At 55.4% G+C, this 14,233-nt stretch carries 13 protein-coding genes and 3 pseudogenes; 10 read left to right on the forward strand and 6 right to left on the reverse strand.

What is annotated here, in order from left to right:
• Nucleotides 1-89 precede the first annotated feature (89 nt).
• The 6 genes and pseudogenes from L0Z65_RS01645 to L0Z65_RS01670 all read right to left on the reverse strand — a co-directional run.
• Nucleotides 90-1,433: an ATP-binding protein gene (locus tag L0Z65_RS01645; RefSeq protein WP_405110175.1), complete on the reverse strand. Its 1,344-nt coding sequence runs from the start codon at nucleotides 1,431-1,433 to the stop codon at nucleotides 90-92.
• Complete coding sequence (locus L0Z65_RS01650) at nucleotides 1,414-2,073, reverse strand: response regulator transcription factor (protein ID WP_405110178.1); 660 nt, start codon at nucleotides 2,071-2,073, stop codon at nucleotides 1,414-1,416. The genes L0Z65_RS01645 and L0Z65_RS01650 overlap by 20 nt, the downstream gene beginning before the upstream one ends.
• Before the next feature lie 115 nt (nucleotides 2,074-2,188).
• The gene (locus tag L0Z65_RS01655; protein ID WP_405110181.1) at nucleotides 2,189-2,761 is read right to left on the reverse strand and encodes a DedA family protein; all 573 of its coding nucleotides are present in this window, start codon (nucleotides 2,759-2,761) and stop codon (nucleotides 2,189-2,191) included.
• Complete coding sequence (locus L0Z65_RS01660) at nucleotides 2,758-3,162, reverse strand: hypothetical protein (protein WP_405110184.1); 405 nt, start codon at nucleotides 3,160-3,162, stop codon at nucleotides 2,758-2,760. The genes L0Z65_RS01655 and L0Z65_RS01660 overlap by 4 nt, the downstream gene beginning before the upstream one ends.
• Nucleotides 3,146-3,445 (reverse strand): hypothetical protein, encoded by a 300-nt coding sequence (locus tag L0Z65_RS01665; protein WP_405110187.1) that lies wholly within the window; start codon nucleotides 3,443-3,445, stop codon nucleotides 3,146-3,148. The genes L0Z65_RS01660 and L0Z65_RS01665 overlap by 17 nt, the downstream gene beginning before the upstream one ends.
• A gap of 152 nt (nucleotides 3,446-3,597) precedes the next feature.
• Nucleotides 3,598-3,918 (reverse strand): annotated as a pseudogene (locus L0Z65_RS01670) (transposase); the annotation flags it as partial.
• Between the two features lie 571 nt (nucleotides 3,919-4,489).
• On the opposite strand from L0Z65_RS01670, the pseudogene L0Z65_RS01675 reads away from it, so the two are divergent.
• The 10 genes and pseudogenes from L0Z65_RS01675 to L0Z65_RS01720 all read left to right on the forward strand — a co-directional run bounded on the left by L0Z65_RS01675 (nucleotide 4,490) and on the right by L0Z65_RS01720 (nucleotide 14,106).
• A pseudogene (locus tag L0Z65_RS01675) lies at nucleotides 4,490-5,655 on the forward strand (IS3 family transposase).
• A 276-nt stretch (nucleotides 5,656-5,931) separates the two neighbouring features.
• Nucleotides 5,932-6,945: a TonB-dependent receptor plug domain-containing protein gene (locus tag L0Z65_RS01680; RefSeq protein WP_405110190.1), complete on the forward strand. Its 1,014-nt coding sequence runs from the start codon at nucleotides 5,932-5,934 to the stop codon at nucleotides 6,943-6,945.
• A complete protein-coding gene (locus tag L0Z65_RS01685) occupies nucleotides 6,908-7,933 on the forward strand; it encodes a TonB-dependent receptor domain-containing protein (RefSeq protein ID WP_405110193.1) in 1,026 nt (341 codons plus the stop codon). The genes L0Z65_RS01680 and L0Z65_RS01685 overlap by 38 nt, the downstream gene beginning before the upstream one ends.
• A 149-nt stretch (nucleotides 7,934-8,082) precedes the next feature.
• Entirely contained in the window at nucleotides 8,083-8,943 is an 861-nt protein-coding gene (locus L0Z65_RS01690; RefSeq protein WP_405110196.1) for an ABC transporter substrate-binding protein, read from the forward strand.
• A complete protein-coding gene (locus tag L0Z65_RS01695; RefSeq protein ID WP_405110199.1) occupies nucleotides 8,943-9,998 on the forward strand; it encodes a FecCD family ABC transporter permease in 1,056 nt (351 codons plus the stop codon). The genes L0Z65_RS01690 and L0Z65_RS01695 overlap by 1 nt, the downstream gene beginning before the upstream one ends.
• A gap of 6 nt (nucleotides 9,999-10,004) precedes the next feature.
• Nucleotides 10,005-10,757 carry a heme ABC transporter ATP-binding protein gene (locus L0Z65_RS01700; RefSeq protein ID WP_096871994.1) on the forward strand — a complete coding sequence of 251 codons (753 nt, stop codon included), beginning with the start codon at nucleotides 10,005-10,007 and terminating at the stop codon, nucleotides 10,755-10,757.
• 121 nt (nucleotides 10,758-10,878) lie between these two features.
• Nucleotides 10,879-11,694, forward strand: coding sequence for a siderophore-interacting protein (locus L0Z65_RS01705; RefSeq protein ID WP_405110203.1), 816 nt, complete (start codon nucleotides 10,879-10,881; stop codon nucleotides 11,692-11,694).
• Nucleotides 11,678-11,938 (forward strand): SIP domain-containing protein, encoded by a 261-nt coding sequence (locus L0Z65_RS01710; protein ID WP_405110206.1) that lies wholly within the window; start codon nucleotides 11,678-11,680, stop codon nucleotides 11,936-11,938. The genes L0Z65_RS01705 and L0Z65_RS01710 overlap by 17 nt, the downstream gene beginning before the upstream one ends.
• A gap of 39 nt (nucleotides 11,939-11,977) precedes the next feature.
• Nucleotides 11,978-12,688, forward strand: coding sequence for an O-methyltransferase (locus tag L0Z65_RS01715; protein WP_202820930.1), 711 nt, complete (start codon nucleotides 11,978-11,980; stop codon nucleotides 12,686-12,688).
• Between the two features lie 283 nt (nucleotides 12,689-12,971).
• Nucleotides 12,972-14,106 (forward strand): annotated as a pseudogene (locus L0Z65_RS01720) (IS3 family transposase).
• Nucleotides 14,107-14,233: the final 127 nt, after the last annotated feature.

Consider the following 14,233-nt stretch of genomic DNA (forward strand, 5'->3'; position numbering starts at 1 on the left):
GCTCTCTGATGAAACGGACTTGGGGTGCCAACCTGAATCCAGGCTGAATGGTATGGTAGGCAAACGAAAAAGATAGAACTTCCAGTCTTTTAGACCGCGTCGGTCTCAGGCTGCCAGATTTCGAAGCGGGCGCCTTGCAAGGCGACGGCATCCACCACTGCGACCTTCAGGCTGTTTGCGTTAGCCAAGGATTGGACAACTGATAACCCAAGTCCCGCCCCGTGTACCGCGTTGCACTCAAGACGAACAAAACGTTCGAAAATCTTGTCACGCATGTCTTCAGGGATTCCAGGGCCGCTGTCTTCCACCGCAATTCTGCCAGAACTTAGACTGACCTGAATCTGCGCCCCCTGGGCACAGTATTTGATAGCATTTGAAAGGATATTGCCCATGATTGTTTGCAAGTCTTGTTGTGCGCAATGAAAAACAGATCCATCCGTCTTTGACAGTTCGAGCTTGATGCCTTTGCGTTCGGCAACGGGCAAAAGATCTGCAATGGACCTCCGCAGCACCGACGCGACCTTTACCAGGGACTGAGGTGCCCGGCCTTGATCGGCTTTCGCTTGATCCAGCAGGCTGTCGGCCATCGAGGCGGCCCGATCCACACCCAGCAAAATGTTGTCAAAGCGCTTTTGCGCATCTCCATCTAACGTGGACCTGTCGATCACTTGTATCTGCGCCTTTATCGCAGCGAGTGGCGTCCGAATTTCATGGGCGGCGTCATCAATGAATTCCCTTTCGCGACGCATAGCCTCTTGGATCCGGTCAAACAGCCCATTCAGGGAAGTAACGATCGGCACCAGCTCCTCCCCGCGCCCGGCCGTGTTCAGGGTGTCCAGCCGATCCGCCGTCCGATGTCCCAACTCGTTCGACAAATCTGACAAGGGCATCAACCCGATGCGCACTGCGTAAAGAACTGCAGCAACCGAGGCGGCGAAAACGAGAAGCAGCGGGATCAGGGCCGAAAGCACCACTTGCCAGACGATCTTGTCCGACTCCTCGCGCGGGCGGCCGATAACAAGTTCGCCCCCGGAGCTTAAATTGTAGCGCCGGACAAGCCAGATACCGCCGTGGCTGATAATCATGCTTTCGCCGATTTCCTGGCGCGAAAACGGTGGCAAATCCGGTTTGGAGTTAAACGTGGTCCTGCCTGCAGCATCACGAATGCGAATGACGAATTTGCCCTTATAGGCTTCGATGCTTTTGCGGATCATTTCTTCGGAACGTGGTCCGATCTGATCGCCTGCCATTGTGGTCGTTGCGATGGCCAGAATGTCGGTTTGTTCCTGCAGCAGATTCGAGACTTTGAGCCGGGCCGAAACGAACAAGGTTGTGGATGCCACAACAATCGCGATCGCCAGCAAAGGGATTACAAGCCACTGGATGCGCTGGCGAACGGACCGACCCCAAACTCTATTCCGCATCAACGACATAGCCAATTCCTCGGATGGTGCGGATCAGCCCAGGATCAATGCGCTTCCTGATCTGAGACACATAGACTTCGATGATATTGCTTTCCGGTCCTTCATCCCATCCGTAGAGTGTTTCTGCCAGTTCATCCTTTGAGATCACCCGGCCTGTGCGCTCCAGCAGGGCAACCAACACTTGGTAGGCTTGCGATGACAGTTCGACCGGTTCACCCTTATACCGCACGCTACGGGCGGCAGGGTCCACGCAAAGCTCCCCGTGGATCAAGTCCGGTTCAGACCTGCCGTGCGATCTGCGTATCCGCGCGCGAACCCTTGCATGAAGTTCCTCCATATCGAAGGGTTTGACCATGTAGTCGTCCGCGCCAAGGTCGAGCCCCTCTATCCTGTGCTTCACCGCGCTGCGGGCGGTCAGGATGATAACGGGTTCAGACCTGTGGTTCTTGCGCAGCCAGCGCAAAACGCTGATCCCGTCTTGCCCTGGCAACCCGAGGTCGAGAATGACAAGGTCAAATTCAGATGTGGCAAGCGCATCTTCAGCGTCCAGTCCATTTTTGACCCAATCGGCATGATATCCGCTGCCGTTCACCGAGGCATGTATCGCATCCCCGATCAAATCGTCGTCTTCAACCAAAAGGACACGCATGTCATTCTCAATTTTTTTGCAGATCTATGAGTTGCCTCTAAAGGCATGGGTTTGCATTTGGCACTAGGCGCGATTTGGGTCGCCTTTGCTGCCCTTCGCATGCTGGGCATAGCTATTATACAAAACAATAACGCCGACGACAGCCACCGTTCCGGCGACAATCATGCCAACTGATCCGGTGATCAGAGATGCGATTTGCGATATGTGCCCCGCAAATGTGAAACCCAATGTTGCGTAGCATATCGTCCAAACGACTCCGCTTAGCTAGTGCAGGCAGTGTGAAGTTCACCCATGAGTGCTTGAGCGCGCCGGAAAGACAACCGACATAGGGGCCAAGTGGACTAAGCGCCGTGCGGGTAAGGAAGATAGCAAACAGCCCCCGTCGATCAATCAGTGTCTGCGCACGTTCTATTACTTTGCTGGCCCTTTGTCTGCGCAACAGTTTTGCGATCAGCCGTGTCCCAAACCCACGTGATGCCCAATACAGAATTTGATCACCTACGGCAAATCCAACAAAGGCAAACCCGACGAGCTCTAGGAACAGGAAGTCACCGGCTGCGGCAAACCCTCCTGCGGTCATAACCATCAGCGAGGAGGGGATAGGGACTGCTAGGCAGGAGAGGGTAACCGACACGAATATGATCCAAGGGCCGTAGGTCGGGATGAGCGCAAGAAATGCATCAGTCACTGCCACATCCCTCCTCTCAGTTTCGCTTGTGTTTGTTCGATCAGAGCCTGGAACTCAGCGATTGTCAGCCCGCGCTCGCCCAAGTATTCGGACACCTTTCGCGGCAGCTCATCAATCGGTGTGTCGTCGGGATACCCAAGAGCTTCGATCATGTTTTCCTTCGGAACACCCCAGGACTGGGCAACGAGGCGCATCGACATCCAAGGTTCAACAGGCCGGTTCAGATTTCCGGGATCAGAAAAGAACATCAGCTCGCTGAAGAAGTTGAAGGCAAAGAGAGCAACCACAGCAACGGCGGCCGAAACGATGGCGCCCACGACCTTTTGCTCATTCCAGACAAATAGAATAAATTCACGTACTCCGGACATACCTGCTGCCCCGGATTTAAATTTGGCCATCATCGGGAAAATGCGCCTTAGCAATCCCTATGAAAGCATGCGACGCCGTGTCGTCGCTGTATTGATGAATGATTTTCGGAGGAAGGCTTGGCTCCTCTATTGTGCCGGTCAGGCAGGCCTTCACAGAAGGATCATCACAGGAAGACCATTGAAGGGTTTTCGACGTGCAGAATGCCGCTACCAATAACGAAAGCATTACCGCAAGAAATGCGAGAGGAAGTACCCGATTGGTCAGAATCCGAACAGTGAACTGTTTATCGCTGTCAGCTGAAGTAGATTTTGTCATTGTGCCGCCTCACAAACTGAACTCTTCAGGCGATAGACAACCCAGCTGAATCCAAGCTGAATCAGACTTCGTCTAGGGTGGGGCATCCTCACGGCATTGTTGCAGAACTCCTTCTTGAGGCCTGACTGTCCCTTTTCCCGCTGAGCTTACTGGATCTGGACGGCCGGTGCTTTCCGTCGGCGGCACAGCGTATCGAAATCAGCAACGGGCCAGTCCAGCCCGGCCAAGTGCAGAAGGCTGGCGACCATTCCGGCGGTCTGCCGGAGGGGAAGCTTGAACAGAACCTTGATCGACAGGTAGAACTGGATCGCCGCGTTCGAGAAGACCGGTGGGCGCCCAGGCTGTCCTTCGTGCGGCGCGAGCCAGGTCATCTCTTTATCCAGCCAGATCAGAAGCGAACCGCGCTTCCTGAGCGCATCGTTGTAGCCGGACCAATTCGTCGTGCGGTAGCGGGCAGGTGCGGGCTTACTCATCGGCCCTATCTAACTGCATGGAGTCGTGATGTGAATCCTTAGCAGTGAGAGTTCTGTAACAACGCCGCAGGGCTATCTCAACTTGACAGTCCGGATGCGGACAGGGATCAACCGGATTTGCCTGCGAAGCGGGAACTCCCTTTGCCACGGTCTCCGGCGCGAACGGCATCGGGCGGGAAGATCCAAGCTCACCGTTTCGATACTGCCGCCACCAGGTGGTCAAACGCGACGGGCAAATGCCATGCCGCCGCGTTGTGGCAGCCGCTTACAGGTGGTCGATAAAGCTCTCCTCCACGATGCGCAGTGTATCATCATCTGACCAACCCCGGCGGCGATCATCATCGGCAGTGGAAAGAATTTTGATTTAAGGGCGGTTATTGAAGTCGGACATAAGACCGGACTTACCATCGGATCAATCCCGGGGTCAGGCGGTCGCCGCCGGAGCCTTACGAGAAGAAAGCAAGTGGAAGCTCTCCGTCACCGACAATCTTCGTCAGTGTTAAAGACTTGGACCTGTCGCGGAATTGTGCCGCTCTTTTGAGCACGTATCGTGTCGCAAAGGAGAACAGACATGGCATCACGACCGAGCCCGGAGTTCCGCGCTGAAGCGGTTCGGGTCGCATTGACGAGCGGGCTTTCCCGCAAGCAAGTCGCCGCTGACTTCGGTGTTGGCTTTTCAACGCTGAGCCGGTGGATCCAGCAGGAACGCAAGAACCCCGAGAAGCCGGCAGTGCAATCCGACCTCGAGCGCGAGGCCGCAGAACTGCGCAGAGAGAACCGGCAGCTCCGGGAGGAGAGGGACGTTCTAAAAAAGGCAACGGTGTTCTTCGTGGAGAGATGCAAATGAGGTTTGCCTTCGTTGAAGAACACCGCACCGAAATCCCGGTGAACCGGCTCTGCGAGATTATGGATGTCAGCCCTCGAGGAAATCGAGCCTGGCGCAGTCGTCCGCTCAGCGACAGCTAGCGCAATGACATGGTGGTCCTGACCCACATTCGCGCGCAGTTCGCCCTGTCCCTGGGGAGCTATGGCCGTCCGCGGATGACCGAGGAGTTGAAGGAACTGGGCATCGATGTCGGCCATCGCCGTGTTGGCAGGCTGATGCGCGAGAACGGTATTTCCGTGAAGCGGAGCAAGAGGTTCAAGGCAACAACCGACAGCAGTCATAGCTTCAACATCGCGCCAAACCTGCTGGATCGTGACTTCTCGGCGGATCGCCCGAACCAGAAATGGGCGGGCGACATCAGCTATGTCTGGACACAGGAAGGCTGGCTCTATCTCGCACTCGCCATTGTCCTCGGACCAATGGCGGACAAAGGCTCGTTCCTTGACCTGCATTCCCGGCGTGTCGTCAGCTGGGCGGTGAGCAGCCGGATGAAGCGTGATCTGGCAATCCGGGCATTAAAGATGGCCATTGCTTTGCGGCAACCGCCCCAAGGATGCATCCATCACACGGATCGTGGAAGCCAGTATTGTTCTCACGTCTACCATAAGATCCTGCGTCAGCATGGCTTTGAGGTCTCGATGAGCGGGAAAGGCAACTGCTACGACAACGCAGCGGTCGAAACATTCTTCAAGACCATCAAGGCCGAGTTGATCTGGCGCCGTCCATGGCCGGCACGGGGGGCTGCGGAACTGGCAATCTTCGAATACATCAACGGCTTCTACAATCCGCGCCGTAAGCATTCAGCTCTCGGCTGGAAAAGTCCCTTGGCCTTCGAGGCGCAAGCTGCATAAGTGAGAAATCGGAGCGGTATCAAAGCGTGACAGGTCCAACTTGCGGTTTCCAACGAGTGGTCATTGGTCGACGTTTTTCGGCCGTTGGTCGATCCGACCTAGGAAACCTGACTAAAACACCTGATTTGGATCGAGCTCTGGGTGCGCGCCTCACGGCACCTCGAAAAGCTAGCCACCGTCACCACGTTTGCAAGCCAAAAAAAAGAAACTGAGTGTTAAGCCGTCGCAACCGCGGCTGCAGCATTCAATATACTGCTAGGCTGGCGGACAGACACAATGACTCTCTTTACTTCACGGCATGCGCTTATTCCACTTGCAAGCATCGTCTTGCATTTCCCCACACTGGTTTTCGCTGAGACTTCTGATGGCAACGCCAATGAGACCGGCTCCGGGGAAGTGTTTCAGCTCGATCCGATTCTCGTTACGGCGACTGGTTTTGAACAGCTGCTCTCTGATGCGCCTGCATCGGTTACAGTGATCGATCGTTCTGAAATTGAAAGCCGTCCAGGCGATTCCATCGTAGATTTGATCGGAGATTCCGTTGGTGTCTCCATTCAGCAGGAGGGCAAGCTGCTAGGTGGGGATATAACCATCCGGGGCTTGAGCGAAGATTACGTTGCTCTGCTGGTGGATGGTAAGCCCCTGGGCGCTTCTCAGAGTGCATACTATAACGGATGGGGCGCGGGTCAGCTGACCACGTTCTTGCCTCCCAATGCGATGATTGAACGAGTCGAAGTGATCCGCGGCCCCATGTCTTCTCTTTATGGGACCTCCGCAATGGGCGGCGTTGTGAATGTTATCACCAAGAAAACATCGGATGTGTGGACCGGTGAGGTGACACTTGGATACACGCTTCAGGAAAACAGCCAGAGCAGCGATGACAAGACACTGCAATACTATCTGACAGGGCCTTTGATTGCTGGGCGGCTGAATCTCTCCCTGTTCGGTGACACATCCGAGCGTGCCGAGGATCGCTATGTTGGCGGTTTCCCTGAGGGGAAACTGAACACTCATGGCGCAAGACTGAACTGGATTATGTCAGACCGCCAGGATCTGGCGTTCGAAATCGGCCGCTCGGATTTGGACTATGAGCTTACGTCTGTGACCAGCAGCCGCACGAACAGCTATGTGGATACAGAGCGGACGTATGGCGCGCTGACCCATACGTTTAAATGGGACAATGGGGCTGAAACGGTCAGCTATCTGTCCCACGAGCGCGTTGATATAGACAACGGCGCTTTGGATCCAGCTGTTGCTGCTTTGCAGCTCGGCGTATCTCTCCAGTTATGATGTGACGATCCTGAACAGCAAAACCACGGTCGGCTGGCAGGACCACAAGACAACATTCGGATTCGATTACAGGTATGAGGCGACCAGCCATGAGCGGGCCCGTTTCATTGGGTCGGTCAATACTGACCTGACGCGGTGGCAATTTGGTGTCTTTGCAGAAGATGATTGGGAAATCACTCCGGATCTGACACTCACGGCAGGATTGCGCTTTGATGAGAATGAGAATTACGGCAGCACGGTCACCCCGCGCCTCTATGCCGTGTATCGTCTTAATGACGCGGTAACGCTGCGAGGGGGATACAGCGCAGGCTTCCTGACCCCGGAGCTTAAGCAGGCAGATGGCAACATTGTTGAACAGTCTGGGCGCGGCGCTGCTTGGGATATCGGCAACACCAATCTGCAGCCGGAAGGAACAGACACTTTCGAAGTTGGGGTTGCCTATCAAAGTGCCGCAGGCTGGCAGGCGAGCGTAACTGCCTTCCACACAAAGTTTGACAACAAAATTGATCAGGAAGTTATCTGCGAAACACCTGTCGGTACTCCGGCTTCTTGCTCCTTTAATGGCCAAACAAGAGACTTTATTCGCCAATATGTGAATGTTGATAAAGCCGAGCTGCAGGGGATCGAGGCAACGCTTGATATCCCGTTGGGGAATTTTGATGTCCGTGCAAACTATACTTATTCGGATAGCGAATATCTGACGGGAGAAAATGCAGGCAATTCCTTTAATGAAGTGCCGGATCATCTCTTCAACCTGCGTCTTGGCTGGGCGCCAAACGAAAGAACAAATGTTTGGAGCAGCCTCACATATCGCAGTGAAGCAACATCGGAGTTGCTGGATTCGGCAGTAAGCCCGGCGCGCACCTTGGTTGATTTGGGTGTGAGCTACCAAGTGACAGATGCCGCGCGGTTGAATGCAACAGTTTACAATGTGTTTGATCGGGAAGTTCTGCAGTCCGTGGACGGAACGACCCTCGACGGGCGCTGAGCTGTTCGTCGGATTGACCACATCGTTCTGACAAAAACGCCTATATGACCAGCCACCGTTGAACGGTGGGTGGCTGGCGCCTGAGGACAAGATCATGAAAACCTGTATGAGAACGTTACTGACTTCTGTTTTGGTTGTTGCCGGGTCGATTGCAAATTCCGAAACGATTGATATCTCGGGCACACCGGCTTACCCGGATGTTTCGGCGGATACTGACCTGGCACAGAATACAGAAGCCAAGCGTGACATTGTCCTGCTGGATCTGGACTTGTTGGAAATCGCCGGCGCGCTGGGGGCATTCGACCGGATTATTGCCCGCCCACGGGCTCGGCGACCTGGAGGTGCCTGACACCATTCCTCATGTCTTTAAGGAACGCCCCGGTGTTGAGGGCATTATGGCCATGCGGCCAGCCGTCGTTATCGCCTCAAACCCCAGGTACAACCGGCTGCGGGAACAGTTAGAGCAATTGGGCGTCAAAACGCTGCTGATTGACCAAAGCAATCCTGCAAATGAGAAGGTGATGCACCTTGCCTCTGTATTGGACATGAAAGAGCAAGGCGAAAAGCTGAGCACGATGATCCTGTCGGATTATGAGGCGGTTGCAAGCAAACTGGAAGAAGGCGCGGTGCGCAAACTCATCCATGTTTCCCGCTATGGATCCGGTGGCAATTTCAGCGTCGGCGGTATGGAAACACCGGTAGACAATCTGATCAAGCGGGTGGGCGCAGAAAACCCTGCGGGTGCAATTGGGCTCAACCGCTATCGTCGCGCCACTCAGGAAGGCATTATTCAGATGCGCCCTGATGCGATTCTGTTTGCCTCGGTGGAAATTGATATTGTGGGCGACCTGAAAAATTTGTGGTCTGATTTTCCAGGTCTGACCTACACACCTGCAGGCAAGCACGAAAGGATTGTGCTGATGCGGAATATGCACGTACGGGCGGATGCTGCCTCGAGCGGCATTGCGACCACTGCGCTTTATGACGCTCTTCAGAAAATGTTTCCGTGATGGCAAAAGAACTTTCTCTGGATCTGTCGCGTAGGCGCACGTCATTCAAGGTTTCTGCAGCAGTGCTGGCGATTGCTGCACTGCTCCTTACCTTTCTTTTGTCGATTGGAATGGGGCCGTTGAACCTGTCCATGTCAGAAGTGCTCTCGGCTTTGGCGTCGCGTCTGACTGGTGCTGAACTGAATGAGATCGAAGAGCTGAACGCGGCAGTGGTTTGGGATCTGCGTCTGGCACGTGCCGTCACGGCGGTTATCATCGGCGCCTCTCTGGCTGCCTGCGGCGCTGCCATGCAGGGGCTTTTTGGTAACCCATTGGCAGATCCCGGCATTATCGGTGTCTCATCCGGCGCTTCGCTAGGGGCAATCCTGGTTATTGTGCTGGGGATTTCCTCATTAGGGGTCTGGACGCTGCCGTTTGGCGCCTTTGTCGCCGGGGTGATCACCACAATGGTGATCTATGCCTTTTCGCGGCCCGATGGCGACGGCGCGGACAGCTCCCGGCTTTTGCTGGTCGGGATCGCAATCAACTCGATCTGTGGGGCGATCAGCGGTCTGATGACGTACCTCGCCACAACGGACCAGCTGATGTCGATGACCTTTTGGTCAATGGGCTCGCTGTCCTCGGCGCGTTGGCTGACCGTGGGTATCACAATTGTGCCAGCTGTCGTTGGGCTCCTGTTCCTGCAGATCTGGGCAAAGCAGCTGGACCTTCTTGCACTGGGGGAACGTCAGGCCCGCCACCTGGGGGTGGATGTGATCACTCTTCGGCGCTGGCTGGTTGTGATCACTGCACTGCTGGTTGCATCGGCGGTTTCGTTCAGCGGCACCATTGGTTTCATTGGCTTGATTGTCCCGCATATTGTCCGGCTGACGATCGGCCCCATGCATCGCTATCTGCTGCCCTTGTCCGCATTGGGTGGAGCGCTGCTGCTGATGCTTGCAGACATTGCCGCCCGTACCCTGGATCCTCCTGGGGAAGTGCCAATCGGAGTTCTGATGGGGGCATTAGGTGGTCCTTTCTTCTTGTGGATGATCCAGCGCCGGAAAGGGCGATGAAAAGCAATGATTAAAATCGACTCTGTAAGCCTCGAAATCGGCGGGAAGACGCTGGTTGAGGATGTCAATCTGACCTGTCATCCTAGGACCGTGACAGCGCTTGTTGGTCCCAATGGCGCCGGGAAGTCCAGTTTGCTTTCCCTGATAGCGGGCGAGCGAAATGTGGAGCAGGGTGAAATCTGGCTGAATGGCAGGTCGATTGCGAAACTGTCCATTCGGGAGTTTGCCCAGGAACGTGCGATTTTCCCCCAAGGCTCCGAGATCCGTTTCAACTATCCGGTAAAGGAGATTGTCGCGATGTCTCGTGCTTTTCGCGACTTGCCCCCAGAAGAGGATGATGCCGTCATTTCCTGGGCGATGGATAAAACCGAGATTCAGCACCTGGCTGGCCGGAATGCACAAACCCTGTCCGGGGGCGAAAAAGCGCGCGCGACGTATTCCCGGGTCTTGGCGCAGGAAACAAAGGTGCTTCTGCTGGATGAGCCGATTTCGGCTTTGGATTTGCGTCACCAGGAGCGCGTTCTGCAGTCCGCGCGTGAACAGTCCTGCGCAGGAGCAACCGTTATCGCAGTTCTGCACGATCTGAATTTGGCGGCTGCCTATTCGGATCAGGTTGCCTTGATGCAGAACGGACGCCTTGTCTCGACTGGTGCCCCTTGGGATGTGCTGACGGAAGATAACATCTCGACCGTTTATCAGCAGGATGTCTGCGTTTTGAAACATCCTGTCCGTGAATGCCCCGTTGTACTGACCCGATGACGTACACAGGCCCCTGAATAAACCAACCGCAGCGGCAGAGATTTGGATCTGTGCCCGCATGAAAACCTAGCAAACCCGCACCTTCGTCTGATGACGGCGCTGAACAAAACATGAGATATCTATGACATATCAGGTCCCCCACGAACTCACCGACCATGCAACCATTTGCGGTTTGAATATGAATTTCCTGCGCGAAAGCTTTGAGGAACGGGCAAAAAAACCGCACCACAAAGTGACACACACGCCGGAGCATGGCCTCTCGGTGCGTATGAAAAGCGGTTACATGTATCTCAAGGAACAGAAGGACGCGATTGTCCTTACCGCAGCCTCTGACCGGCCCGACAAACTGTTCAAGCTGAAAGGCACGATCGGGAAGATCCTGAAAGAACTTCAGCCAGATACATTTCAGGAACTGCAATGGGCCAACGCCTCCGATGTTGGCGCAATGCCGCCCAATCTTCAGCTGACCAGAGTTCTGTCTGTGGAGCCTCTTGGCACTGCCTTTGTGCGGGTCCGGTTGCAGGTGCCAAATCTGTCTTTCATCGACGACACCAGCATTCATTTCGGCATTGCTTTGCCGCCGGAGACCGGCAATGCCCCTGAGTGGCCATATGTCAATGAAAACGGAAATGCAGTGTGGCCGAAAGGCGATAAGGCTTTTCACCGCCCGGTGTATACATCCCGGACGCTTTATCCTGAAGCCGGTGAAATGGATTTCGACGTCTTCCTGCATGAAAGCGGACGGATCTCAAAATGGATCAAGCAACTGCAACCCGGTGACCGTATGGCAATGATCGGACGCGGCAGCAACGGCGGCGGTCTGCTGGATAACAATAAGGTTTTGATGTTCGGGGATGAGACGGCCTTTCCGGCTATCGCCCATATCCTCGACAAACTCCCTGCTTGGCGCAGAGGGCACTGTGACTCTGGAAGCTGAAAACGGCGCGGACTGCGGTTATCCCATCGTGGCGCCAGAAGGCATTTCGATCAATTGGATCACACGCGGCAAAGACAAGCATCTTTCTGAATTCGCAAAAGAGCAATGCAGCGCAGCGCCTGATCACTTCCTGTGGTTTGCCGCCGAGCGCCAGGACGCGATGCGGATGAGAGAGTTCTTCCGGGCTCAGGGAAAGGATCCGCAAGACGCCTATGTGCGGGCCTATTGGAACCGGAACGGCTGAGGTCAGCGGGATTTCGGACCGGGTCACAGGCCAGCCAGTGTGCTGGTCTGTGACTGTGTTAATTGGACAGCGGAGATAGGAAAAACAATGGTCAAATTGAACGATGCAAAACTGTCAGCAGTGCTTGAACGGGAGCATGCGGCATCTTTGGAACAAAAGAAAAACCGGCGTGCAGCTTGGGAAGCAAGCGGACGTCCTGCGGGCATGAACCCGCAGAAAATGGACTTTCGCATATCTGACTTTCACCGGACGAACTATCTGTCCATCGGTCCCGCAGAAGGGCGGTTTATGTACGGGCAAATCCTGGCAAAAGGCGCCAAGGAGATTGTTGAGTTCGGAACCTCTTTCGGCATCTCCACTCTCTATCTTGCTGCTGCAGCTGCCGAAACGGGAGGTCGGGTGACCGGTTCAGAATTCCACCCCGAAAAAGCTGACCGTGCCCTGTCCAATTTGGTAGCGGCTGGCTTGGAAGCTGATATCAGGGTCGGGGATGCGCTGGAAACCCTGGCCGGTGAGGGACCAGAGATTGATTTCCTCTTTCTGGATGGCGCTGCAAATCTGTATGTGCCCGTTTTGGACCTGCTTGAGCCGCGTCTTCGTCCGGGTTCCGTGATTGTTGCCGACAATATCCCAGTTGCAAAAGACGAAGGGCATGTTCTGCTCGACGCTTTGCAAGATCGCCAGGAGGCCTATGTCACATCCATTGTCAGTTTCGGGCAGTCCGGGATGAGCTATTCCGTGCGCCTGTGACCACTGAGATGTGAAACTGCAAATCCGGTCCGAAATATCTTCCGGAAAACAGGTTTGGCGGCAAATGTGAATGGTCGCCAAACGACCGGAATTTCGGCTGATGACACTCTTACTCTGGTCGGGCAGACCTTTCTGCCAAGCTGACGTGCCTGCTCTGCCCCCCCCGCAAAATCCCTCACCATGAAATAGTGTCTGCCCTACCTGCTCTGCCCCCTGAAAACTCGATCGTTCGGAGATGGAGTTTTCCGCTAAGTTTCCCTGGCTGGGAGAGGAGCGGAATCGCATGAAAGCATCGAAGTTCACGGAGGCGCAGAAGGCCTTCATCCTGAAACGGGGCGAGCAAGGTACGCCGGTCGCGGAGATCTGCCGCAAGGCGGGGATCAGCCAGGCGACGTACTTCAACTGGAGGGGGTCTTCTGCCGGACGAGATGCGCCGGCTGAGAGCGCTGGAGGATGAGAACACCCGGCTGAAGAAGATCGTAGCCGATCTGACGCTGGACCGGGAAATGCTTCAGGATGTCATACGGCGAAAGCTCTGAAGCCTGACCGTTTGCGCGAGATCGTCACCGGGATGTGCGTCGACTGGGGCGTGTCGATCTGGAGGGCCTGTGGGGCCATCTGCTTCGACACCTCCACCTACCACTACAAGTCCCGGCGGACGGACCAGGCTGCCGTCGAGCGACGGATCAAGGAGATTGCAGAAACGCGTGTGCGCTATGGCTACAGGCGCGTCCACGTGCTTCTGAGACGGGAGGGATGGATCATCAATATCAAGAAGACCCGCAGTGTTTACAACGAGTTGGGCCTGCAGCTCAGGAACAAGCTCCCGAAGCGCAGGGTGAAGGCAAAGCTCAGAGAAGGCCGCCAGGAGGCCACTGGGCCGAACGATGTCTGGGCGATGCATTGCCCGAAAGGCGATTGCGCAGGCGCAATCTACCGGAAGGGACTTCGATCACGACCAGCTTGCCTTGGGTAAAAAACTCCGCATCCTGACCATCGTCGACACGCATTCGCGACTTTGCCCGGCGGCTGATCCGCGCTTCAGCTATCGAGGCGAATATGTCGTGCAAACGCTCGAGCAGGTCTGCGGGCGGATCGGCTATCCGAAAACGATCAGGGTCGATAACGGCAGCGAGTTCATTTCGCGGGATCTGGACCTTTGGGCTTACGCCAACCATGTCACGCTGGACTTCTCACGGCCCAGAAAACCCACGGACAACGGGTTCATCGAGGCATTTAACAGCAAGCTCCGCGCGGAATGCCTGAACGCCCATTGGTTCATGTGTCTTGCGGACGCCCGCGAAAAGCTGGAGGATTGGCGTAGACACTATAACGAGGACAGACCACACAGTGCGATCGGATACAACGTACCGATCGCCATGCACTATCCCGATGGCGTCACCAGCCCGTCATCGTGACAGAGCCGGAAAACTCCAGCTTCTGGCGGTCCAACGTTGGGGCTCAGAGCACCAACCCGCAGACTCTCGTCATGAGCGAGGGACCAGCGGGGGGCACGTCACCGCACCTGAGAGGCCTGAAACATGA

This window comes from Phaeobacter sp. BS52, assembly GCF_045040595.1.
Lineage (GTDB): Bacteria > Pseudomonadota > Alphaproteobacteria > Rhodobacterales > Rhodobacteraceae > Phaeobacter > Phaeobacter piscinae.

Coding starts and splice junctions, on each gene's coding strand:
- L0Z65_RS01650 (WP_405110178.1), bottom strand. CDS start 2,073: ATGCGTGTCCTTTTGGTTGAAGACGACGATTTGATCGGGGATGCGATA.
- L0Z65_RS01680 (WP_405110190.1), top strand. CDS start 5,932: ATGACTCTCTTTACTTCACGGCATGCGCTTATTCCACTTGCAAGCATC.
- L0Z65_RS01695 (WP_405110199.1), top strand. CDS start 8,943: ATGGCAAAAGAACTTTCTCTGGATCTGTCGCGTAGGCGCACGTCATTC.
- L0Z65_RS01705 (WP_405110203.1), top strand. CDS start 10,879: ATGACATATCAGGTCCCCCACGAACTCACCGACCATGCAACCATTTGC.
- L0Z65_RS01660 (WP_405110184.1), bottom strand. CDS start 3,162: ATGATGGCCAAATTTAAATCCGGGGCAGCAGGTATGTCCGGAGTACGT.
- L0Z65_RS01645 (WP_405110175.1), bottom strand. CDS start 1,433: ATGTCGTTGATGCGGAATAGAGTTTGGGGTCGGTCCGTTCGCCAGCGC.
- L0Z65_RS01665 (WP_405110187.1), bottom strand. CDS start 3,445: ATGACAAAATCTACTTCAGCTGACAGCGATAAACAGTTCACTGTTCGG.
- L0Z65_RS01700 (WP_096871994.1), top strand. CDS start 10,005: ATGATTAAAATCGACTCTGTAAGCCTCGAAATCGGCGGGAAGACGCTG.